Consider the following 23,943-nt stretch of genomic DNA (forward strand, 5'->3'; position numbering starts at 1 on the left):
CATGGAGACTTATGAACTAATTACTGAATATAAAAATAGAGCGCAAAGCCACTGGCGGCTTCACGCTCTGTTTCTTCTTGCTTAGTTGTACAATTTATCGCGCAATTGCTTAATTTCTTCGCTTTCAAGGTATTCATCGTACGACATGGAGCGATCGATGATGCCGTTCGGCGTAATTTCAATGATACGGTTCGCAACCGTTTGAATGAACTGATGGTCATGGGAAACGAATAGCATCGTTTCTTTGTAATCGATCATACCATTATTGAGCGCTGTAATGGATTCCAAATCCAAGTGATTCGTTGGCTCATCCAAAAGCAATACGTTTGCGCCATGCAACATCATTTTGGATAACATACAACGCACTTTCTCGCCCCCGGATAAGACGGATGCCTTTTTCAACGCCTCTTCACCAGAGAAGAGCATACGTCCCAAGAATCCACGAAGGAATGTCTCATCAGGATCTTTAGAATACTGACGAAGCCAATCTACGAGGTTCATTTCCACGCCATCGAAGTATTCCGAGTTGTCTTTCGGGAAATAAGCTTGTGATGTCGTGATACCCCATGAGAATTCGCCGGCGTCGGCTTGAACTTCACCCATAAGAATTTGGAACAACGTCGATTTGGCAAGGCCATTCGGTCCTACAAGAGCGATTTTGTCGCCTTTGTTCACGATCAAGTTCAGATTCTCGAACACTTTTTCGCCTTCGATACTCTTCGTCAAGCCTTCAATCGTAAGGATTTGCTTCCCGCCTTCACGATCCGCTTTGAAGTTAATGAACGGATATTTACGGTTCGATGGACGAAGGTCATCCAGCGTAATTTTGTCCAATTGCTTCTTACGGGATGTCGCTTGCTTGGACTTGGAAGCATTCGCGCTAAAGCGTTGAATAAACGCTTGAAGTTCTTTGATTTTTTCTTCTTTCTTCTTGTTCGCGTCACGCACCAATGTTAAGGCCAATTGGCTGGACTCATACCAGAAATCATAGTTGCCGACGTACATTTGGATTTTACCAAAGTCGATATCCGCAATGTGCGTACATACTTTATTCAGGAAGTGACGGTCATGGGATACCACAATAACGGTGCCTTCATAATCCATCAAGAAGTTCTCTAACCAGCTAATCGATTCGATGTCCAAATGGTTGGTAGGCTCATCGAGCAGCAAGTTATGCGGTTGACCGAACAACGCTTGCGCCAAGAGAACGCGGACTTTCTCATTACCGGAGAGCTCTGCCATTTTCTTGTCATGCAGATCGCGACCGATACCTAAACCGATTAAGAGCGCTGCTGCATCCGACTCTGCATCCCAGCCGTTCATTTCGGCGAAATCGCCTTCTAATTCACCCGCACGCAAGCCGTCTTCTTCCGTAAAATCAGCTTTTGCGTAGAGTGCGTCTTTTTCTTTCATGATGCTATATAGTTTCTGGTGACCCATAATTACGGTTTCTAATACTGCGAACTCATCGTATTCGAAATGGTTCTGCTTCAGTACAGCCATCCGCTCGCCCGGCGTCATGCTCACATCACCGGTGTTCGCTTCAATCTCGCCGGACATAATTTTTAGAAATGTAGATTTACCCGCGCCGTTCGCTCCGATCAAGCCGTAGCAATTGCCAGGCGTGAACTTTATATTGACATCTTCAAATAGCGGGCGCTTGCCATAACGCAAACTAACGCCTGTTACTGTTATCATGAAATAATCCGTCCTCTCTTCATTTCAACCTTATATACTTACCAAATCCCTATTATAACATAAAATACTTCGATAAACGTACTGTTTCCCCGTGAGATGGGAGGATTATTCGATCTTTCTCGATATTTTTACGTTTACGTTCCGCTTCGAGCCGATCGAGCGCCTCCTTCGGCGTGTCATCCGCTAACCGGAAGGCCCCATAATGCATCGGAATCATTACTTTCGCGCGGGATTCAATAAAACATTGCAATGCCTCTTCCGGTGTCACATGCTGCGTCTTCATAAACCACTCCGGCTCATAGGCCCCAATGGGCATTAAGGACACATCGATGCTGAATCGTTCACCAATGTCTTTAAAACCGTGAAAATATCCGGTATCGCCCACAAAATGGATGGTCGGGTACGGCGCGGTGGAGGAAGGAATCGGTTCAATCATATATCCCCCCCAATGAGACTTATTCGTATCGATCAAGGTTCGTCTTGTCCAATGCTGTGTCGGCACGAACGTGAATTGAACTTCCCGAAGCGACAGACTTTCCCACCAATGCAATTCCACAACGCGGCGGAAGCCTTTGCGCTGCATTTTATCTTTCAGTCCCGCGGGCACGACCAAGGTCGTCTGTTCGCTATATAATTTTCGCACGGAGGCGACGTGTAAATGATCATAATGAGAATGCGAAATGAGAATCACATCGATGGTCGGCATCGCCTGAATCGGCACGCCCGGCTTCGCGAGTCGACGCTGAAGCGCCATGCGATTAGCCCAGACCGGATCGGTTACAATATTCAACCCTGCATACTGAATAAAAAAAGTCGAATGTCCAATCCACGTGACGGTCGGCTCGACCCGATTCTCCTGTAAGTAAGCAACATCGGGATCGACGTGAGGCACAACGTAGGAATAATCTTTCTGCTTCTCACGCCGTTCTTTTCGCCATTGTCTTAAGCTTTTGAGGTCATTATTCATCTTGATGAAGTCTAAATTATGAAACCGTTCTTTAGCCATAATCCTTCCGCTCCTTTCTTTGTTCTATTTTAGCAAAAAATAACCCCAAAACAAAAACCTTGACTGGGGAGGTCAAGGTTTCTCCTGGATATGGAACAGCAGATAGTGCGTTCTTCGCGTCCAACCTAAATCAAAAGGCATATGGTATCGGTCCGAGGTATGGGAATTCACAAGCGGATAACCATTCTGATCCCGGCCTACGACGACGGCGAAATGGTCTACATCGTTATTGAAAGCATATGCGATCAAATCACCTGGTTGCAGCCGGGCAATCGCTCCTTCCGGATGTTCTGAAGTGGACTGTACCACTTCACGAAATGTACCCTGTGCAATAAGCTTGCCATGGCGGCTCGTTATCAGAAACTTCTTGAACAGATCCGTGTAAATCCATGCGGAGCTTCCCCCTTTTCCTGGCTCATAATGCCATTGATCCGTCGTTGGCAAGCGGCCTCCCTCCGCGGCATCTCCCCACACTTGCGAGATAAAATTCGTACAATCTCCACCAGCGTCCGTGTAATCCTGATATTTACGGTTATATTGTCCCTCATTGCCTGCTCCCCAAGCGGCTCCTGCATAACGGTTCGCATAAGCAACAGCTTTCTCTCGATACGTCGTCGCGGATGAACTGCGAGGGGGGGATAAGGGCTCGGACGGATTCTGCACGGTGGGTTGGGAAGGAAATCCGGGTACGCCTTCCGCTGGAATGAGGTCTGGATTCACGTACAATGGGTCCAAATAATCATCCTGCAACAACCTCCATTGCCCGTTCATTCGTTGCAAAATAAGCCGATGCCGAGTACCAATCCCAAAGGACTGCGCCGGAATTTGCGGGTGAAGCGGATATGTATAGGATAATTTCACGGATTGTACTAGTTGAACCCGAGCAAGCGAGCCATTCTGGCGAATCCGTTCGATGGTTATCTTGCCTTGCGATTTCGTGAGCTGGATGCTCCGTTTCTCCGCCCACACGCGAATATATTGACTGCGCCGCAGTTCATGCTCTAGCGTCATGCGTCCCGCCTCATTGGATATCACATAATAAGCGGAGAGCTGATCTTTATTTTCTTGTAGAAGTACCTCGTGACGAGCCTGATACAACTGGGTAAGAAATTGAGTAATGCTCTGCTCCTCTCCCGTCGGCTCTTCTGTCCATCCGAGTCCCAGTAATGTGATAAGTAGTGTCAGTAAAACCTTTGTCGCCATCTTTCAACCTCTTCTTATGCTTCCTGAATTGCTGTTATATCGTTACCGTTTTTCGTGCTTGTTATGTGATAACCGAGTATAATATAGTTACTTGCTATATAATTGGAGGGAAATCTCATGAAAATCATTTCGATTGAACCGACGCCAAGTCCGAACTCCATGAAGCTTCATTTGGACGAGAGTCTTGCAGCCGGCGTTCGAAAAACATATACATCGGAGAATGAGCGATCAGCACCCGGTTTTATTCAAAAAATGCTTGCCATACCTGGCGTGAAAAGCGTATTCCATACCGCCGACTTCGTGGCTATAGATCGTCATCCGCGCGGCGATTGGGCGCAAATTCTCGGCGAAGTACGCGACCTCTTCGGTGCTTCCGAAGGGGATGCTCCTTTAGCCGAATGGGACCCGAATGCTGCGAACAGCTTCGGTGAAGCCCAAGTACTCGTGCAGTACTTCCGCAGCATCCCGATGCAAATCCGGGTCAAGGCTGGGCTGGAAGAAGCACGAGTGGGATTATCCGACCGCTTCACGCAAGCGGTCTCCGATGTTGCGAGCGCATCGCTCATCAAGGAGCGGAAGCTCGTCGAATTTGGCGTCCGCTACGGGGAGCTAGCGGACATCGCCAAGGAAGTGGAGCAGGAGCTCGAGGCCGCCTACGGCAAAGAGCGTCTGCAGAAGCTTGTGCAGCAGGCGATTGCGATGGGCGCAAGCGCTGAGCCGTTGATTGAGGAGCGCGGCGAGCTGTCGGACAGCGAGATCGCAGCGCTCCTGCGCGACGCGGACTGGCGCGTGCGGTACGCCGCGCTAGACCGCATGCAGCCGACGCCTGCGCGGCTGCCGCTGCTCGCGGAAGCTTTGCGCGATGCGCAAAGCTCGATCCGCCGCCTCGCCGTGGTATACCTCGGCGAGCTGCGTGTGCCTGACGTGATGCCGCTCCTATTCGCGGCATTGCGCGATACGTCCGCAGCCGTGCGGCGGACGGCCGGGGACACCTTGTCCGATATCGGCGACGCCGTCGCGATCGGACCAATGATTGAAGCGCTTAGCGACTCGAACAAGCTCGTTCGCTGGCGCGCCGCCCGCTTCTTGTATGAAGCCGGCGACGAAACCGCGCTGGACGCGCTGCGCACAGCGACCGCTGACCAGGAGTTCGAGGTCAGCTTGCAAGCCAAGATGGCTGTCGAACGCATCGAAGCCGGCGAGGCAGCCGCAGGTACCGTCTGGCAGCAGATGGCGCGCCGCAACGATAGCGACCCGGCCTAACCTAGCCGCAGCGTCCCCGTTGTTTCGAAGCTCCAGGTTCATAACCAACAACCAACATATCAAAAGCGCACCCTACGGTTCTCTATTGTGTAAACTTATACGTTGGTCGATAGGAGAGGTGTGCTGGTGTTTCAAATCAACTGTCGTAGCAATCCGGGAGCAAAAGCGGACTTGAGAGACCTTATTCTTTGCTATACTCACATATTAGCCGCTTTTGCGGACTCAGATGCCCTTATTCTGTGCTATTAATGAGTATATACCCTATTTATAGGAGAATAAGGGCTCCTGTGTCCGTTCAACCAGCATTTTGAGTACTTTTTGCATAATAAGGGCTCCTGTGTCCGTTCATTTCTCGCGCCGTTCCCTGCACCCTTTTTTGATTTCAGTAAACACTCGGAAATATATAAATTCTATAATCTTAACAAAAGCGCACCCTAGCACTCTAACTGATAAGAGTGCGTAAGGTGCGCTTTAATTGTCTTGCTACTTCTATGCTCGTTCGCTGCGCTTTATTTGTTTTGCTACTTCTACGCTTCGTTCCCCGTGCTTTATTTGTCTTACTGCTTCTATGCTCCGTTGCCTGTGCTTTGTTTGTCTTGCTGGTCTATGCTCCGTTGCCTGCGCTTTGTTTGTCTTGCTACTTCTATGCTCGTTCGCTGCGCTTTATTTGTCTTCCTGCTTCTATGCTCGTTGCCCGTGCCTCATTGGTCTTGCTACTTCTACGCTTCGTTCCCCGCGCTTTATTTGTCTTGCTGCTTCTATGCTCGTTGCCCGCGCTTCATTGGTCTTGCTGCTTCTATGCTCGTTGCCCGCGCTTCATTGGTCTTGCTACTTCTACACTTCGTTCCCCGCGCTTATTTGTCTTGCTACTTCTATGCTCGTTCGCTGCGCTTTATTTGTTTTGCTACTTCTACGCTTCGTTGCTCGCGCTTCATTTGTCTTACTGCTTCTATGCTCGTTGCCCGCGCTTCATTGGTCTTGCTACTTCTACACTTCGTTCCCCGCGCTTTATTTGTTTTGCTACTCCTACGCTCCGTTGCTTGCGCTTTGTTTTCTTACTGCCTTTACGCTTCGTTGCTTGCGCTTTGTTTGTCTTGCAACTTCTATGCTCCGTCTCCTGCGCTCTGTTTGTCTTGCTGCTTCTATGCTCGTTGCTCGCGCTTTGTTTGTTTTGCTGCTTCTATGCTCCGTTGCCCGCGCTTTGTTTGTCTTGCTACTCCTACACTCCGCTGCCTGTCTTTTCGAATTGCGTCTCATAGAGCATGGCATACATCCCGTGTTGTTGTAACAGTTCCTCGTGGCGCCCATGTTCGACGATGCGGCCATCCTGCACGACAAGAATTTGATCTGCGGCAAGGATCGTCGATAATCGATGGGCAATCACAAGCGTCGTACGCCCCTGCATCAACGTATGCAATGCTGCTTGAACATACATTTCAGATTCGGAGTCCAAATGGGAAGTGGCTTCGTCCAAGAGCAGGATCGTCGGATTCTTCAGAATCGCCCGAGCGATGGAGATCCGCTGCCGCTCCCCGCCGGACAATCGATGGCCCCGCTCGCCCACCATCGTATCATACCCCTGCGGTAAAGATACGATGAAATCGTGAATATAGGCTTTCCGACAAGCATCTTCGAGTTCTTCCTGTGTTGCGTCCTCTTTGGCAAACCGTAAATTATCTGCGATAGTCGCATGGAATAAAAAAGATTCTTGGGTGACATACCCAATATGATGACGTAAATCTTGAAGCTTAATATCCCGTAAATCTGTATCATCTACCGTGATCTTTCCGGCAATAGGATCGTATAAACGCGCGATCAAGCTAATTAATGTGGATTTGCCCGCTCCGCTTGGTCCGACGAGAGCGACCACTTCATTCGGCAGCGCTTCGAACGTAATTCCTTGCAATACCGGGCCTGCTTCTTTCATGACGACGCCTTCCGTCGTTTTCAGTTCCACTTCCTGTATCCCAGCTACGCCTCTTCCTTGTTGGTCCACGGTCGTGACGCTTTCCGCTGCTGCTTCATTTCCCCGGGAATATGCGAAGTCCACCGCATGAAAAGCAACGCGTCCATGAGGGCTATGCAATGCCTTGGCGTTCGGTTTATCGTCCATATCCGGTTCCATATCCATGTATTCGAAGATGCGCTGGAAGACGCCAAGTGCCGTAACCACCTCGACATGGAGGTTCAATAAGGTGCCGAATGGCGAATACAACCTTGCTAAATAAGCGGCAAATGCAACAATCGCCCCGATTGTCATCGTCCCTTGAATCACTGCATAACCGCCATACAGATAGATCATTGCCGTTCCTATAGGTCCGAGTACCCCAACAAACATCATGAACCAGCGACCCATGAGGTTCAGCTTAAGCTCCATATCCATCACGTGCTTGTTGGTCCTATTAAATTGCTGTTCTTGACTCTCTTCCCTGCCAAAAATCCGTGTCAACATGGCGCCGGAGATGCCGAATACTTCGCCGAGCTGCGAGGACATTTGTGCGCGCACCTTTTGGGTTTCTTGACGCATCTGCTTACGCAGTCTCGACACTTTACGAACCGGGATCATCGAAATAGGTAAGAGGAGCACAGATAACAGTGCAAGCTTCCAATCCATCGCGAAGAGAATGACGACCGTCGTGATGACGATAACCCCTTGTGTGATCGTATTTACGACCAAATTCGTAACAACACCCTGCACCGCCTGAACATCTTCGGTCACCCGCTGAATCACTTCACCGGAGCGTGAGGTCGTAAAGAATCCAATGGATTGGCGCTGCAAATTGCTGAATAGACCTTGCCGCAAATCACGCATCACGCCTTGCGCCACTTTGAAATTCATATAATTCTGCCACACCCCAAGCATCCCGCTTGAGATAGGCAAGACCGCCATCAGTACAACCATCCAGACCAATTGCTTCATATTGCCGTCCGGAATCGCTTCGTCAATGATGACCTTCATCACCAGCGGAGGTAATAAACCGATTACGGCGCTGACTAACGCCAGCATAATAATGAGAAAGAGCAAACTTCGATACTCCCGGAATAATGTCCAGACTCTCCGGAGCGATACTTCTTTCACGCGTTGTTTTAGCGGTTTTTGTTCGATTTCGCGCATCGAACTTTCCAGACCGCGCCATGCTTGTTTCACCGTGTCCCACCTCATTTCTCTCTCATATATTATAGGGCGAACACCCGTGATTTTCACCTATTTTTCAAATCCAATGACATACCTTGGTAACATCTAACATTGCTTTCTAGGCGGATTTTCCTTTATACTTAGACCCGAATTTACTAATTAAATAAGCGAAACCCTCATCCAATACGATGAGGTAGAGGTCGCGGTTGTTAAGAGTAGGAAGTGGAGAGCCAGAGAATTGCTCATGGAAACTTACCGAAAGGAACCACCGCCGAAGCTCCACAGATGCTCTGTCTGTGTGGGCTGGGGCTGTTGCTGAATAAGCGCAGAACTGTCACGTGTATGCGAACCGGCATGGCGTGTTGTGCTATCTTTTCTATTAGGTATGATGGGGTTCATAGGAGAACCGCCGTACATAGCTACGGCGGTTTTTTGGTCATAATAAAATTCTGTATTCGCACGAAGGAGTGTTCACATGTCAGAAAGATCAACCCAAGCTGCTCCGGAATTACAGCGCTCGCTCAAAGCACGGCATCTTACGATGATCGCGCTCGGGGGTTCCATTGGAACAGGCTTGTTCTTAGCCAGCGGCGGAGCGATTGCCCAAGCAGGACCCGGAGGTGCATTACTTGCCTATGCAGCTGTAGGCATCATGGTATATTTCCTTATGACAAGTCTTGGGGAACTGGCAACGTATATGCCGGAATCCGGCTCGTTCAGCACCTATGCAGGGCGGTTCGTCGATCCATCCCTTGGCTTCGCATTAGGCTGGAACTTCTGGTATAACTGGGCGATAACGATCGCCGCCGAGCTTGCAGCAGCGACGCTCATTATTAAATACTGGTTCCCGGACAGTTCCTCCTTTCTATGGAGTTTCTTGTTCCTCGCGATTATCTTTGCACTCAACGCCCTGTCGGTCAAAGGCTACGGGGAGTCGGAATACTGGTTCGCACTCATTAAAATTACGGTCGTTATTATCTTCCTTGTTATCGGCGTACTCATGATTTTCGGTATTTTGGGCGGTCACAAAGTTGGTTTTAGTAACTTCACCCTTGGAGATGCTCCCTTTCACGGGGGATTTCTAACGATACTCGGCGTCTTTATGGCTGCCGGCTTCTCCTTCCAAGGAACCGAACTGATTGGGGTCGCAGCAGGAGAAAGCGAAAATCCGCGGGAGAATGTCCCTCGTGCGATTCGCCAGATCTTCTGGCGTATTCTCATCTTCTATATTCTAGCGATCTTCGTGATTGCGATGTTAATTCCGTATACGAATCCCAATTTGGTTCGCGGCGGGCTTGAGGATATTGCCATTAGTCCCTTTACGATTGTCTTCGAAAATGCAGGGCTCGCCTTCGCTGCTGCCGTAATGAACGCAGTCATTTTAACATCCGTTCTATCCGCTGGGAACTCCGGCATGTATGCATCGACCCGTGTTCTCTGGGTGCTTGCAAAAGAAGGAAAAGCACCGAAATTTCTCGGTAAGCTGAATAAACGCGGTGTACCGATGAACGCCTTGATCGTCACGGCAGCCGTAGGGATGTTAGCCTTTTTCGCGTCCTTCTTCGGAGACGGCGTCGTGTACATGTGGCTCCTGAATGCATCCGGAATGTCCGGATTTATCGCTTGGATCGGGATTGCGATCAGCCATTATCGCTTCCGTCGCGCTTTCGTGGCCCAAGGCCGCAGCCTGGATGAACTGCCTTACCGAGCGAAATGGTTCCCATTCGGGCCTATCTTCGCCTTTATCCTTTGTATCATCGTCATCTTCGGTCAGAATTTCCAGGGGTTCATGAGCGATCCAATCGATTGGAACAGTATCGTCGTCTCCTATATTGGACTTCCTTTGTTCCTGATTGTATGGCTGAGCTATAAATTTATTAAAAAAACAAAAGTGATTCCGCTGCAGGAATGTAAGCTGGATCCTCCAACGAAATAAATCATAACAAGGCTGGGCCGTCCTTCATCAGGGCGGCCCAGCCTATTTTTATCTCCAGATCCAGATACATATCCTTAATTGACCAAATTGCTCAGATACATATTCTCTAGCCATTTATTTCACATTAAGTACGATAGGAGTTGATACTGTTTGAACCATGAGCACAGTACCCAAGTACCAAATGAAACCTTCTATACGTTATCTATTGATGAATCTCTGGCACGTTTACATACCCATCCATCAGGGATATCTTCCTCTGAAGCAGCAACCCGTCTAGAGCGTTACGGCAAGAACGCACTCCAAGAAGCTGCAGGCAAAACCTTAATGCAAAAGCTGCTTGCCCAATTTAAAGATGTCATGATCATTATCCTGCTCATTGCTGCGCTAATCTCCGGGGTGCTTGGCGAATGGACGGATTCCGTTATCATTTTATTCGTCGTTGTACTCAATGCCGTATTAGGGATCATGCAAGAGAACAAAGCCGAGCAAGCACTTGATGCGTTGAAGCAGATGTCTTCCCCGAATGCTCAAGTAATTCGGGATGGGGAGACCCGCACCATTAAAGCAGAAGATTTAGTTCCGGGCGACATCGTGCTGCTCGAAGCCGGAAGCGTTGTACCTGCCGATCTGCGCTTGATTGAATCGGCATCCTTGAAGATAGAAGAAGCTGCGCTCACGGGAGAATCCGTCCCTGTGGAGAAGCACATCGCACCGCTCGAACTAGCCGACGTCGTGATCGGCGACCGCGTGAACATGGCTTATATGAGCAGCAATGTTACCTATGGACGTGGCGTTGGCGTTGTGTCAGCCACGGGTTCAGCGACGGAAGTTGGCAAAATTGCGGGCTTCATCTCGCAAGAAGATGATGATGTCACACCGCTTCAACGTAAATTAAATGAACTCGGGAAGTATTTTACAATCATTATTGTCGTCGTCGCTGTGATCATGTTCGTGATTGGTTTCTTGCAAGGCCGCGAATGGTTAGACATGCTGCTCACTTCGATCTCTCTTGCGGTAGCTGCCATCCCTGAAGGGCTCCCGGCTATCGTCACTATTATTCTTGCACTCGGCGTACAAAAGATGGCGAAACGCAAAGCGATCATTCGCAAACTTCCGGCTGTCGAGACCCTCGGAAGTACCGAGATTATCTGCTCGGATAAGACGGGCACGCTCACGCAGAACAAGATGACGGTGCAGCAAGCGTATATCGGTGACGTGCTTCACCCCGCCGAGCAAGAGGTACAATCTGTCGTCGGGCATGAGGTGTTCTTGCAGATTATGACCTTGTGTAATGACACAAAAATAACAACTTCGGAGGGTCAAATCGAGTTGATCGGTGACCCGACGGAAACCGCGCTTGTGGACTATGCTTTGAAACAAGGATGGAATAAACGAGATGCGGAAGCCCGCTATCCAAGACGCGCGGAGTTACCTTTTGACTCGGACCGTAAGCTGATGACAACCGTTCATGACATCCGTACCGAAGAAGGTACGCTTTTCCGAAGCATGACGAAAGGTGCGCCTGATATCCTCTTGGAACGTTGTTCCCATATACTCATCGGGGGACAGAAAGTCGAGATGAGTCCCGCCCATCGTGAAGCGGTGGCAGCGACGAATAAATCGATGGCAGACCGTGCCTTACGCGTGCTTGCTGCTGCCTGTCAAGACTTGACGGGCATGCCCGAGCCGCTGAACTCGGATACGCTGGAACAGAACCTCATTTTCGTCGGTCTGGTCGGTATGATCGACCCGCCGCGCGAAGAGGTGAAAGAAGCTGTACGGATCTGTAGAGAAGCCGGCATACGGCCGATTATGATTACCGGTGACCATCGGGATACGGCCGCAGCCATCGCCAAAGAGCTTCATATCATTGAAGATGATCAAGGCGTACTTACTGGAAGTGAACTCAATTTGATTGATGAAGCAGACTTTGAGGAAAAGGTGACCCATTATTCCGTCTATGCACGGGTGTCGCCGGAACATAAAGTACGGATTGTACAAGCCTGGAGAAACCGAGGCAAAGTGGTTGCGATGACCGGAGATGGCGTGAATGATGCCCCTGCACTCAAGACCTCAGACATTGGGATTGGGATGGGGATTACCGGTACCGATGTGTCGAAGGGCGTGTCCGACATGGTGCTTGCGGATGATAATTTCTCCACGATTGTCGTAGCTGTCGAAGAAGGGCGTAAAATTTACAGCAATATTCGCAAGACAATTCAGTTCTTGTTATCCGCGAATCTCGGCGAGGTGCTCACGTTATTCATCGCGACGATGGTGGGCTGGAAAATCCTCTTTCCGATTCATATCTTATGGATTAACTTGGTGACCGATACGCTCCCTGCACTAGCGCTGGGTCTCGAAAAGGCGGAATCGGATATCATGAAGCAAGCGCCAAGGAAGTCCTCGGAGAGTGTGTTCGCTGATCGCGTCGGTATCGGGATCATCTATCAAGGCATTCTAGAAGCTGCGATTACACTGTTCGCCTACTGGTGGGGACATACGCATTATGCTGAAGATATTGCGGTGACGATGGCCTTTGCCACCTTGGGTCTCATTCAGCTTACCCATGCGTTCAATGTTCGGTCGAACCATCAATCGCTTTTCGCGATAGGCCCGTTCTCCAATAAATATTTGAATGGAGCTGCCGTTCTATCCGGCTTACTGGTCATACTGGTTATTCTGTTACCTTTCATGAATGACCTGTTCCGTGTCGTACCGCTGAACGGCAAGCAATGGCTGATCGTCGCCATCAGTGCGCTGATCATCATTCCGCTCGTCGAGATCGTGAAACTCATCAGCCGTTCGAAGCATAAGCGCACATAGGCAAGGATGCCAAAACGCCTGCCCGCCTCGTCCATCTTAGGACTTGGCGGGTAGGCGTTTTTCTGTGCTATTACCCAAGCGCAGGCTTTTGCTTTTGCTTTTGCTTTTGCTTTCGTCTCCGTCTACACCCTCACGTATACAGAAAGGCTGTATCTCTTAACTCCAATAATTGAGCTGCACACTGATCCATGTATGCCGTAACATGATCCGAGAAGGCATTGCCAATACTATATCGTTTGACCCCCAGCTCTTTCAGCTTATCCACTTGCGTGAGTCCAGGTATGGAGAGAATATTCAGTGGTGCATCGATCGCTTGAGAAATCTTAAGGATTTCTTCCTCATTACGAATACCGGGGACGAAGATGCCGCTCGCCCCGCTTTGCACATATGCTTTTGCTCGAAGAATTGTCTCCTCGAAGGGAACCTCCATACGGAAATAGGTGTCGATTCTCGCATTGATATAGAAGTCTTTGAACCCATTCCGATCTAAAGCATTCCTGATATCTGACAAAAGATTCGCGTGCTGATCTATAGGGTTAAGTCCCTTCTTCCTTTTCGGAGAATCTTCAATATTGATACCCGCAACACCTACATCTGCGGTTCGCAGCACGTTATTCACAATCGTCTCCCGATCTTCGCCATAACCTGCCTCGATATCTGCAGATACGGGGATACTCACATGATGAGCGATCATCTTGATCATACCCAAATGCGTCTCAAAATCGATATGTTCCCCGTCGGCAAAGCCGTAGGTACTTGCGATCCCCCAGCTCGTGGTTCCAATCGCTTGAAATCCCGCCTTTTCCAAGGCTAAGGCAGACAGCAGATCCCAGGCATTCCCAAGGAATAAGATATCCTCCGTATGATGAAGCGCATGGAATTGTTGCAATTTGTTCATTTAACCACCCTTTTCTCCCATGAATTGTATGGCATAGCCGCTATGCCGCTGTATGACGCGTAGGCTTGTTCTTTTCTGATCGTTCTCGTGTCCGTTGACCTTGATAGAAGAAAGGAAATGCGAGAAACGTAAATACCATCAGAATGCCAAATAGGATAGGACCTTGCTCATATCCCAGCGCGTGCAACAAGAACCCGCCGAACCAGGCACAGAAGCTTTGACCTAGCGCCGCAAATCCACTGGCCCCATAATAAGCGCCACGGGCATGTTCTGGAGCAATCTCCCCGATCAACACATCTCCAATGACAAAACACAAAACTTCGCCCATCGTGAAGATCACCATCGATAACGACAACAACAGTACATTTTGAAATAGACCAAAGCCAAATAATCCTAACCCGAACAGCAAACAACCTGCTTTTAACGAGGTGAGCGAAGTGTAGCGCTTCATGAATTTTGCCAACGGATATTGAAATACCAATACAGATACCGTATTGACGACAAACAGGAACGTGTACAACTCCACCTGCCGCTGCCCCATAAATTGGGACAATGTCGTATCCAAATGTGAGTAGGCACCTGCAACGAATACATTCCCACATAGGAAATAAAGAAATACTTTGTCTGTAAACACGATGTGTATCATCTGCTTCACAGAGACGGTCTCGGATTTCTCGTGATGTTGTTCGGCGAACCTCATTCGTAGACCGATGAGCAATATCGCGTATATCATGAATATCGCCGTGCTCACAATGAAGGGCAAGAAAGACGAAGTACCTCCCATGCCGAGCTTGAGTCCGATCAAAGGCCCTAAAGCTCCCCCTAGATTAATGGCAAAATATCGAGCATGAAAGACACTCGATCGACGCTCTGCTGGTGTAACATCCGCAAGCAGCGCCCTGGCTGTCGGTTCGAATACACTTCGACATAGACCATTGCACGCACTTAATAGGAAGAACTGCCACGTAGCGTCAGCGAAGGCAAATCCAGCGAAGACCAAGCTCCACACGATCATCGAGGTAATCATCACGGGATAACGCCCAAGCCGGTCCGAGAGCATCCCGCCGATGAAGCTGCTTAAAGTCCCGACGAATAAACTAACCGCTAGAATAGCCCCGACGATGGCCGCGTCCATCCCCTTCTCCTTCCCGAGGTAAATCCCCAGAAACGGAATGGTCATGAAAAACCCTGTACGTGAGAGAAAAGTTCCCGTAATGACACCCCATGCAATGGGATGGAAATGAGGTCTCTGGATGCGTTTCTTCAAGATCATGTTCATAGAAGCTATCATCTTCTTTCCTAGATAGGTGACGTTCGTCTCGATGAGAGAATAGCTTTATTATACGTATCTCAAAAGGGACAAAAAGTGTATAATTCGGTTAGAATTGTTCACCTTTTAGCGTAGAAATGAGGTTAATTATGCAGACGATCCTGCATTTCTTAGAGCTTCGATTATATTTTCAAGACCAGTCTGTACATCAGTCATTTCCGGTGACCGTGGAGAAGCTTACCCTCGTATGGTACTGTACGCCGCGTTATGCGAAGCAGATTGTTCGCAAGCTGAGTGATCAGGGCTGGATTCATTGGCAACCCGGTCAAGGTCGGGGGCATTCCTCGGTCCTCACGTTCTTAACCGATTCGAGCGACATCCTGTTGGATGAAGTCAAGCAGAAGATGGAGCAAGGCCAGGTCAAGGAGGCCATGGATTGGATGAATCGGTTCGGAAACACACACGCCAAAGAACAGTTCATGGATTGGATGTCGGAGGGGATGGGCTTTTCGACGCAGACGGTCTCAAACGTACCGCAGGATATCCTGCGTTTCCCTGTCTATCGCACCCTGTTCACGCTGGATCCAGGCCTTGTCTATTATGCCTTTGATTCACATATGGCGGCCCAGTTGTTCAATACACTTGTGGAATATGACCACGTCAGCCGTACGATCCTCCCCTGCATCGCACACTCTTGGGAGCATACGCCGGATGGCCGGGAATGGACCTTTCATTTGAAAAAGAACGTCTTGTTTCACCACGGACGGGAGCTAACCGCACAGGATGTCGTGTACTCTATCGACCGATTACGCAGAAATCCGAAAACGTATCCATCCAACTGGATGTATCAGGACATCGAGCACATTGAGGCCATCGACGCTAAAACTGTACGGTTTCGCTTGATGTATCCCAATTATTTGTTCCTACGTTTCCTATGTACCATTTCCTCGAGTATCGTACCAGAGGATATCGTCAGCCAGAAAGGGGCGGATTTCGCGAAACATCCGGTTGGGACGGGCCCTTTTCGCATCGAACGTTTCGATGAAGGGGTCTGTATACTGGAGGCCTTCCCCGGACACTTCCGGGGCCGCCCCCACTTGGATCGTGTCGAAGTATTTATCTTGTCGAACATGGAGGCGGGACGAATTCGAGAGCCTGATTGGACTTCTGTCATGTCTTCGGACGGGGATGCATCGCATGCTCAACGTGATCAGATATTGCAGACTAAGGAGGAGTGGAATGACCTAGAGACGTTATTTTCGTGCTGCAGTATTCTGGTATTTAACCAGCTAAAGGCTGGCCCGCAAAACCATCCGTCGTTCCGGCGAGCACTGCATCACATCTTGGATCGGAAGCAGATGATCCTTGATCTTGGGGACCACCTCATCCATCCGGCTGAAGGATTCCGTCCGACCTTCTCTCATGCCAGTTCGAGCATTGACGGTGATCATGCACTTCATCCACCCGAGATCATAGACTTATTACATGATAGTAAGTATCGCGGGGAACGTCTTCATTTTGTGACGAGCACCTACCACGAAACCGAAGCACGCTGGATTCAACAACGCTGTCAATCTTACGGAATACACATGGACATTACGATTCGGAATGAAGCTCCGGAGACGGCTGATTCGCCTCCGTCCCCGCCGTACGACTGCCGTTTGTTCGGGTTTGTCCTCACGAATAATGAGGTGTCGGAATTAGAGCTGTATGCGCAGCAGAATTATTTCTTACCTGCTTTTGACGAAGAGATGGCCCGAAGCGTACAGGATGGCATGCAGTCCATTCTTCGCGAACCTGATCCAACCGAACGCCAACGAAAGTTTACGAAATTGGAAGGTTTTCTGCGTGACACGCATGCAGTCCTGTTCCTTGTTCATAAAAAGAATAATACCGTGTACCATAAGTCCGTCCGTGGCATTCATATCAACACCTACGGCTGGCTCGACTTTTATAGAATATGGTTTCCGCCGCAGATGGAAGCCGTTAAGTCGTGGGGGCAGTAATAGCTACTTTTCTAGAACAATTCCCTGAATAAGCTTACAGATAGGTCGGTATATCAGATACCGGCCTTTTCATTCGTCCATCGGAACCCGCTTCATGCTGCCTAAGGTCCCCTCCCATCCATAAATAATTACGTATTGCCAAAATACTTGTGATGTTATATATTTTACTTACCTACCGGTAAGTAAAATGATGTGAGACTGGAACTACTTTTAAGGAGGAAGCAAACATGAATCCATCAACACAACGAATAACGGCTCTCGATTATGCGAGGGCTTGGGCGATCTTCGGGATGATTATCGTTAACTATACACTCGCCATGCAGGCAGAGCAGGAAGGAACAACATGGTTGCGTGTCGTCTCGGGGATGCTGCAGGGAAGAGCTTCTGCTTTATTCGTTATCCTAGCAGGCATCGGCGTGTCTCTTATGACAGCCAAGGCAAGGAAGAGCATGGATCGAGCCATGCTACGACAACAACGTATGAGCTTATATCGTCGCTCTGTTTTTCTGTTCGGAGCTGGCCTGCTGTTATTGCTTATGGGCTGGAACGCCGATATTTTACACTATTATGCCGTATTCATGCTTGTCGCTGCGGCTCTTTTTCACATCTCGGATCGCAAATTACTTGGGCTTGCTGCGGTTATCCTCCTCGTATCACAATGGGGATTGATTCAATTCGATTACAGCGAAGGTTGGGATTCAAGTTTTCATGTGTATAACGGATTTTGGACCGTGGAGGGGTTTATTCGAAATCTCGTATTCAATGGATTCCATCCGATCTTTCCGTGGGTATGCTTTTTCCTGATCGGGATGTGGATGGGTAGAAAACGGGGGCTGCTTGCTAAGGAAAATCGTCAAAAACTACTATTCTATTCGTTATTAGGAACGGTGGTCTTGGAAACCCTGTCCTATTACCTCATCCAATTCTCTTCGTCTGTACTGGATACGGATTCTGCCCATTATCTGTTTTCGACGAAACCCATGCCTCCAACCCTCTTATATGTTCTCTCTGCCACCAGTTCGGCTGTCGCGATCATTGCGATTAGCCTGTACATCGTCCATGCCTTGGGGAATGCCGCCCTCACACAGGCCATGATCCATACCGGGCAATTGTCATTATCCCATTATATCGGCCATATCGTGATTGGATTAGGTATACTTGAGATGGTGGATTATTTAGAGAACGGTAGTCTAGCCTTCGCCGTTGCTTATGGCTGTGCATACTTTATGCTAGCTATCCTCTTTTCCTATGTTTGGAGAAAAATAATGCCAAGAGGTCCGATCGAACTGATCATGCGGAAGGTTTGCTAAGTCCGCGAATCTGGTTCAGAGTTAAATCAGACACCGATTTCTCTAGAAAATAACGTCCGCATATAGAATCATATTCGAGTATGCGAATAAACCTCCTATTTGCCGTCTGGTGCAAGCTTGCCGCATGAAAACCCCAGTCAATTTTGACAAATAAAGTGAGGGAGTGGTAAATTCTTTTTATACTAATTCTTTAATTTGGGTGGGCCTATGAGAAAAAAATTACAAATTTACATATCGTCTACTTTCAACGATCTTATTGAGGAAAGACATACCGCTGTTGAAGCCGTACTTCAAGCCGGTCATATCCCTGCTGGAATCGAGCAATTTTTCAAGGAAAGTCCAATGAAAATTAGGAAGAGATGGATCGACGAGTCCGATGTATTTATCCTGATTCTCGGAGGATTCTATGGTTTAACGCTTCCTGATGAATCCAAGAGCTATACGCATTGGGAGTATGAGTATGCCGGAGAAGCGGGCAAACCTAGATTTGCTTTTGTTGTCACAGATGAAGCATTAAGACAAAAGCCATACGACTTCGCAGCAATTGAATACTATCAGAAGTTTCAAGAGTTTAAGCAATCGGTCATGGAACAAATCCCTACTTATTATGTTGAAGATGTACGGCACATTAAAATGGTACTTCGTGATCAATTGCCGGAGTATGCAGCAAGAGACGATTTGTATGGCTGGGTTTCCGGCAAGGATGTCCCGGACGTTCAAAAGCTGTTGGAAGAGAATGCAAGATTAAAGGCGGAGTTGGAGAAAAAGAATTGAAAGAGGGGCTGGCACAACCAGCCTCTTTCTTCCGTCTTCCTTTAATATTCTCCTTTAATGGCCCCGAATGGTGCCCGCCAAGCGTTACAACCCACGTTACCCGTTTCATTAATTGCTGATGGTTCGCCCCTTTGGCGGCTACCATCGATTTGGTAGATGAAATCAACTTCTTTACCGCTTTTTACACGTCATTTGAGTAAGCCCTATATTCCGGCGAATCCGCCTGTTCGGCCGATGAAAAAAAGCAGTGGCGGACCAGGCACCCGGGAGACCTGGGACGGCAACTGCTTTTTATTACAATCATCGTTCTTGTTTTCTCATTGCAACCGATCATCATACATAAGCTGGATTTGAATACCGAACGGGTCTTCAATAATTCCATATGCTTTGCTAAACACATTGCTGGATAAAGGTACAATGACCCTTACTCTATCATCCGTAATCAAACTCTTGTAAAAATGTTCAATTTCCTCTAGGTCTGCACTTTGAATGCACAATGAGACGTTATTTCCAGCTGCATATTTTTCTTTGACATCCATCGTATCTTCCGCCAGCATTACCTTGGTTTTTCCGATGGAAAAAACGGAGTGGGAAATATAATGCTTATTTTCATCCGTAAGCTGCAAAGTGCTGTCGCGTTTTGCCATGTCTTCATAGGTAACAAGCAGTAATTCCTCTGCGTTAAAATGCTTTTTGTAAAAATCGACAGCTTCTTTCGCTCTTCCATTCATAGATAAGAAAATCGCTACTTCTAGTGTTGCACTCATGGGATTCGTCTCCTTATGCGTCATTATGTCAGGTAACTTGATATCTACCTTGAGTTTATTATAATATATAAAGGTATCAATTAATGACACCTTTATGAGGACGTTACGATGAACAAATCAGAACGATTAAATGACATGATCCGGTACTTAAACGGCCGAGAATTTTTTAATTTGAATGACCTGAAGGAGAAATATAAGATTTCAAAAAGTACGGCTCTGCGGGACATTGATTCATTAGAACAATTGGGTATGCCTATTTTTGCGGAACATGGCAGACATGGGCGGTACGGGATCTTAAAAAACCGGTTGTTATCCCCTATTACGTTTACGATGGATGAAGTGTACGCGCTGTACTTTGCCATGTTGACATTGGAATCGTATCAATCCACACCATTTCATTTAAGCGTGAATCGACTCAATGAAAAGTTTGAAAGCTGTCTTTCTCAAAAGCAAATCGAGCAAATTCGCAAAATGAAAAAAGTGCTGCAATTTGAAATGTACACGCATCGTCATGCCAGCCGATTTTTGGATCTAATCTTAAAAAGCATTCTGAACGAGAGCAGCTGCACGATTCAATATTCGAAAAATAATAAGAAAAAAAGCCACCGTGTTCAATTTTTCAAAATTTCTGCCAAGTTTGGTCAATGGTATGCTGCCGGGATAGAGCTCCATACGAATCAATACAGAGTTTTCAGATGCGATCGAATAACCGCTATAGCGGAAGAAAACATGAAATCCCCATTTTCTGTCGATGAGCTCATTAGTCGTGCATTAGAAATTTATCGTTCCAAGTCTAGTATTGACTTTGAAGTAGAAATTTTAGAACAAGCGAAGGATATTTTTTATAAAGAACACTATCCTTCGATGAAAATCGAAAATGGTAATCGAACCGTCATTTCAGGATTTTATAATCCGGGAGAAGAGTCGTTCATAGCTGACTATTTTATGAAGTATGGCAATCATGTTATATCAGTGAAGCCTGAATCGTTAAAACAACTGATCCAGGAAAGAATAGAGCAGCTTTTGCATCACTATCGAACGTTAGAAAATGAATAGACGCTTAGGAAAGATTGATCTTTACCAATATATATTTTTTATGTCAACATGCCACACGTCATACTCCGTGAATCGCCATCACCCTCCTTCTTCCTTTGGTATATTCTCTAAGAATGTTGATTTTCATCTGAGGCGCCATCTGCGAGCTTGGAATTGGATAATTGTTGGTCTATTGGGAAACGATAGAACATGACTTTCATCTTCTCGAATCGAGGTTATGACATGAGTGACCCTAATACTTGCAACACCTCCCCATTGAAGCAGCAATTGGAGCAACAATTGAAAGAAATTTCAACACTGGCCGAGCAAAATATGATGCGGCTAAGCAATGAAGACATGTGCCTCATTCAAGAATTCGAAACGATGCGCAAGGTGATGACTGATATCGTAACGACGGCGGCTTCGTTTTATTTAAAATGCTATTTATCCCCTTATACATCCAAATACGAAGATTTGACGACTTGTGTGCGGCATTTATCCGAACGCAAGCATGGTGCGTTAATTGTCGTGGAGCGCAAAGATCTGCTTGAAGCGCTCATTCGCCCCAATGTACCTATCGGAGGGATGATATCGCATGCCTTAATCGAATCGATATTTTATCCGGGAAATCCGCTGCATGACGGCGCTGTCTTGATTCGCTCCGACGTTGTTATATCGGCTGCAAATGTCCTGCCTTTGTCCAATATTCAAGCAACAGATCAGAAACTGGGCACAAGGCATCGAGCGGCGATTGGCCTGACCGAACGTTGCGATGCCATCGTCATTGTCGTGTCTGAGGAGACCGGTCAGGCTTCATTTGCCATCAACGGAGCACTCCATCCGATCAATATGGGAAACGCGTGATATCCATCGATAGGTTTTCTTCACTTCTGTCGGGCAATACGTATAGATCGAAACAACTCTAGCAAAAAAGGGACGAACGGCATTCGCCATGGTCCCTTTTTCTACATCTTAATTATTGCTGACTCATTTTATTTACAGCGCTGAACCCCAATGAACCGTATCTTTCCGATTATTGATTCCATTTATGTATCTCCTGTATCTTTATTATTTTTATTTTGCTGAATTTCAGTTAACGTTCTTGTATTCACGAACCCGAGAGCCTTAAGTGACCGAAGGGAACGGGTCGCCAGACTTAGGCTCGCAGTGGTTGTCCGGCTGAAATCACCCTCGGCACTTATTACTTCGGTCCGGATCAAGGGCGTAAGCCCGCAGCGTGAATACGGTGTTGGTATATTAAGCTCATCCCAGTTCATCGGGGATGAGCTTTTCTTTTATACTTAAAAGATTAGCACTGGGTTAAGAACGAATGTGGTGTTGGGACTTAGATCTCGTCACATAAAGTGTTTCAGCCCTAGCAATGTTCATACCCCGATTTAGCTGGTTGGGCCTAGAGCCCGTATCACCGTGCCAACCTGTGGAGAGCATTTGTTTTGGGTCCTAGTGTCATCCAAGGAGGTCATATGAATCAACCTGTTTTAAGTATCGATATTGCGAAGGGGAAGAGCGTTGCCGCTGCCTTCACTTCCTATGGCGTACAAGTGAAAAAGCCCTTCTCTTTCTCCCATTCACCTGATCATGTTTCGTCATTGCTTTCAGTTCTTGTTCAGCTTGAAGAATCTACAACGCTGCGACCAACTGTCGTTATGGAGGCGACTGGTAATTATTCGAAGCCTATTGCTTCTTTCTTTTTCTCGCACGGGTATCCCGTTTTCTTGTTAAACCCCTTAACGACTCATGAGCTCAAAAAGCGCTCTACTCGTAAGGTAAAGACCGATCCTATTGATGCAATTCGAATTGCTAATGCATTCTATTTAGGGGAAGGTACGCCAATCATGCCAATGGATGAAAAGGTCACTGAACTACGGTTTCTCTGTCGCCAACATGCCCAATGGAAAGCTCTTCTTGGTGAAGTTCAGCTGCAATTCCGTTCCATTCTGGATTTGGCTTTTCCGGGCTATGACAAGGCTTTTCAGAACATTTTCAACCCTTCATCCATTCAGCTTCTCACTAAATTCCCTTCCCCCTCAGCTTTACTGACTGCGGACAAAGAGGACGTATTAACCATTCTTATGCTGAATCGAAGAGGTCGTACTTGGAATGAAGATAAATACGCGCAGCTTCTGGGAATTGCGCGGAGTAGCCTTCCTGATCCGTGTGGATCTCAGGCGCATATATTTGCAATGCAGAATTTCATAGGGTTATTCAAGGCTTACCAAGAAGGAATTACAGCACTCGAAAAACAAATGGAATCCTTAGTTCAAGAATCTTCTGCCTACCACCTACTACGATCGATCCCTGGGGTGGGGCCGATTACTGCGGCAATGATTCACGCTGAAATTGGGGACATAAAAAGGTTCCCTTCCGTGAAACAGTTGACCGCTTTTGCAGGGCTGGATTCATCTGTTTACGAGTCAGGAACCTTTAAAGCAAACCAGAATCGTATCTCAAAACGGGGCTCTGCATATCTCCGTACAGCGCTCTACCAAGCAACAGTTGGGGGTATCTCAAAGCAAATCCACGGCCCTCGAAATCCGATTCTATGGCAATATTACCAGCAAAAACGACTTGAAGGCAAACCTGCCAAAGTTGCCATTGTGGCGACTTCAAACAAGCTTTTGCGCATGATTTACGGAATTTTGAGTAACGACGCGCCCTTTCAGAGCAAATAACGGATATTAATAGTTATATTTTACCATTAACTCGCTTCTTGCAGTAGGCTTATTTGAGTCTGCATTCTTTGGAGTTCTGAAATCTTAAATCTGTTGAATCTTGACTTTGATTAGCTGGTTTA

16 protein-coding genes and 1 riboswitch are annotated in these 23,943 nt (G+C 47.6%); of the genes, 9 read left to right on the forward strand and 7 right to left on the reverse strand.

What is annotated here, in order from left to right:
* Nucleotides 1-81 precede the first annotated feature (81 nt).
* From BVG16_RS25735 to BVG16_RS25745, 3 genes are all read right to left on the reverse strand, one after another.
* Entirely contained in the window at nt 82-1,698 is a 1,617-nt protein-coding gene (locus tag BVG16_RS25735; RefSeq protein WP_078502060.1) for an ABC-F family ATP-binding cassette domain-containing protein, read from the reverse strand.
* A gap of 52 nt (nt 1,699-1,750) precedes the next feature.
* A complete protein-coding gene (locus BVG16_RS25740) occupies nt 1,751-2,704 on the reverse strand; it encodes an MBL fold metallo-hydrolase (RefSeq protein WP_078502061.1) in 954 nt (317 codons plus the stop codon).
* Between the two features lie 72 nt (nt 2,705-2,776).
* Nucleotides 2,777-3,907 (reverse strand): amidase domain-containing protein, encoded by a 1,131-nt coding sequence (locus BVG16_RS25745; protein WP_078502062.1) that lies wholly within the window; start codon nt 3,905-3,907, stop codon nt 2,777-2,779.
* A 117-nt stretch (nt 3,908-4,024) separates the two neighbouring features.
* Here BVG16_RS25745 and BVG16_RS25750 point away from each other — a divergent pair, with 117 nt between their 5' ends.
* Nucleotides 4,025-5,170: a conserved virulence factor C family protein gene (locus BVG16_RS25750; RefSeq protein WP_078502063.1), complete on the forward strand. Its 1,146-nt coding sequence runs from the start codon at nt 4,025-4,027 to the stop codon at nt 5,168-5,170.
* 1,219 nt (nt 5,171-6,389) lie between these two features.
* On the opposite strand, the gene BVG16_RS25755 is transcribed toward BVG16_RS25750, so the two are convergent.
* A complete protein-coding gene (locus tag BVG16_RS25755) occupies nt 6,390-8,318 on the reverse strand; it encodes an ABC transporter ATP-binding protein (RefSeq protein ID WP_408635384.1) in 1,929 nt (642 codons plus the stop codon).
* 174 nt (nt 8,319-8,492) lie between these two features.
* A riboswitch (Lysine riboswitch) is annotated at nt 8,493-8,684 on the forward strand.
* Between the two features lie 97 nt (nt 8,685-8,781).
* Between BVG16_RS25755 and BVG16_RS25760 the strand changes: the two genes are divergently transcribed.
* The gene (locus tag BVG16_RS25760) at nt 8,782-10,242 is read left to right on the forward strand and encodes an amino acid permease (protein ID WP_078502064.1); all 1,461 of its coding nucleotides are present in this window, start codon (nt 8,782-8,784) and stop codon (nt 10,240-10,242) included.
* 150 nt (nt 10,243-10,392) lie between these two features.
* Nucleotides 10,393-13,068: a calcium-translocating P-type ATPase, SERCA-type gene (locus tag BVG16_RS25765; protein ID WP_078502065.1), complete on the forward strand. Its 2,676-nt coding sequence runs from the start codon at nt 10,393-10,395 to the stop codon at nt 13,066-13,068.
* A 130-nt stretch (nt 13,069-13,198) separates the two neighbouring features.
* Here BVG16_RS25765 and BVG16_RS25770 read toward each other — a convergent pair whose 3' ends face one another.
* Both BVG16_RS25770 and BVG16_RS25775 read right to left on the reverse strand, forming a co-directional pair.
* Nucleotides 13,199-13,966, reverse strand: coding sequence for an isocitrate lyase/PEP mutase family protein (locus tag BVG16_RS25770; protein WP_078502066.1), 768 nt, complete (start codon nt 13,964-13,966; stop codon nt 13,199-13,201).
* Between the two features lie 40 nt (nt 13,967-14,006).
* Nucleotides 14,007-15,245 carry an MDR family MFS transporter gene (locus BVG16_RS25775; protein WP_078502067.1) on the reverse strand — a complete coding sequence of 413 codons (1,239 nt, stop codon included), beginning with the start codon at nt 15,243-15,245 and terminating at the stop codon, nt 14,007-14,009.
* Nucleotides 15,246-15,385: 140 nt separating this feature from the next.
* On the opposite strand from BVG16_RS25775, the gene BVG16_RS25780 reads away from it, so the two are divergent.
* The 3 genes from BVG16_RS25780 (at nt 15,386) to BVG16_RS25790 (ending at nt 19,326) form a co-directional block, all read left to right on the forward strand.
* Entirely contained in the window at nt 15,386-17,242 is a 1,857-nt protein-coding gene (locus BVG16_RS25780) for an ABC transporter substrate-binding protein (protein ID WP_078502068.1), read from the forward strand.
* Nucleotides 17,243-17,469: 227 nt separating this feature from the next.
* Nucleotides 17,470-18,552, forward strand: coding sequence for a DUF418 domain-containing protein (locus BVG16_RS25785; protein ID WP_078502069.1), 1,083 nt, complete (start codon nt 17,470-17,472; stop codon nt 18,550-18,552).
* 207 nt (nt 18,553-18,759) lie between these two features.
* Nucleotides 18,760-19,326, forward strand: a complete 567-nt coding sequence (locus BVG16_RS25790; protein ID WP_078502070.1) for a DUF4062 domain-containing protein — start codon at nt 18,760-18,762, stop codon at nt 19,324-19,326.
* A gap of 317 nt (nt 19,327-19,643) precedes the next feature.
* Here BVG16_RS25790 and BVG16_RS25795 read toward each other — a convergent pair whose 3' ends face one another.
* Nucleotides 19,644-20,093 (reverse strand): VOC family protein, encoded by a 450-nt coding sequence (locus BVG16_RS25795; RefSeq protein ID WP_078502071.1) that lies wholly within the window; start codon nt 20,091-20,093, stop codon nt 19,644-19,646.
* A gap of 108 nt (nt 20,094-20,201) precedes the next feature.
* Here BVG16_RS25795 and BVG16_RS25800 point away from each other — a divergent pair, with 108 nt between their 5' ends.
* The 3 genes from BVG16_RS25800 to BVG16_RS25810 all read left to right on the forward strand — a co-directional run bounded on the left by BVG16_RS25800 (nt 20,202) and on the right by BVG16_RS25810 (nt 23,821).
* Nucleotides 20,202-21,149: a helix-turn-helix transcriptional regulator gene (locus BVG16_RS25800; RefSeq protein ID WP_078502072.1), complete on the forward strand. Its 948-nt coding sequence runs from the start codon at nt 20,202-20,204 to the stop codon at nt 21,147-21,149.
* A 222-nt stretch (nt 21,150-21,371) separates the two neighbouring features.
* Nucleotides 21,372-21,992 (forward strand): sporulation-specific diadenylate cyclase CdaS, encoded by a 621-nt coding sequence (gene cdaS / locus BVG16_RS25805; RefSeq protein WP_078502086.1) that lies wholly within the window; start codon nt 21,372-21,374, stop codon nt 21,990-21,992.
* A gap of 620 nt (nt 21,993-22,612) precedes the next feature.
* Entirely contained in the window at nt 22,613-23,821 is a 1,209-nt protein-coding gene (locus BVG16_RS25810) for an IS110 family RNA-guided transposase (protein ID WP_078501439.1), read from the forward strand.
* Nucleotides 23,822-23,943 lie beyond the last annotated feature (122 nt).

The sequence above is a fragment of the Paenibacillus selenitireducens genome, from assembly GCF_002021565.1.
Classification (GTDB): domain Bacteria; phylum Bacillota; class Bacilli; order Paenibacillales; family Paenibacillaceae; genus Paenibacillus_K; species Paenibacillus_K selenitireducens.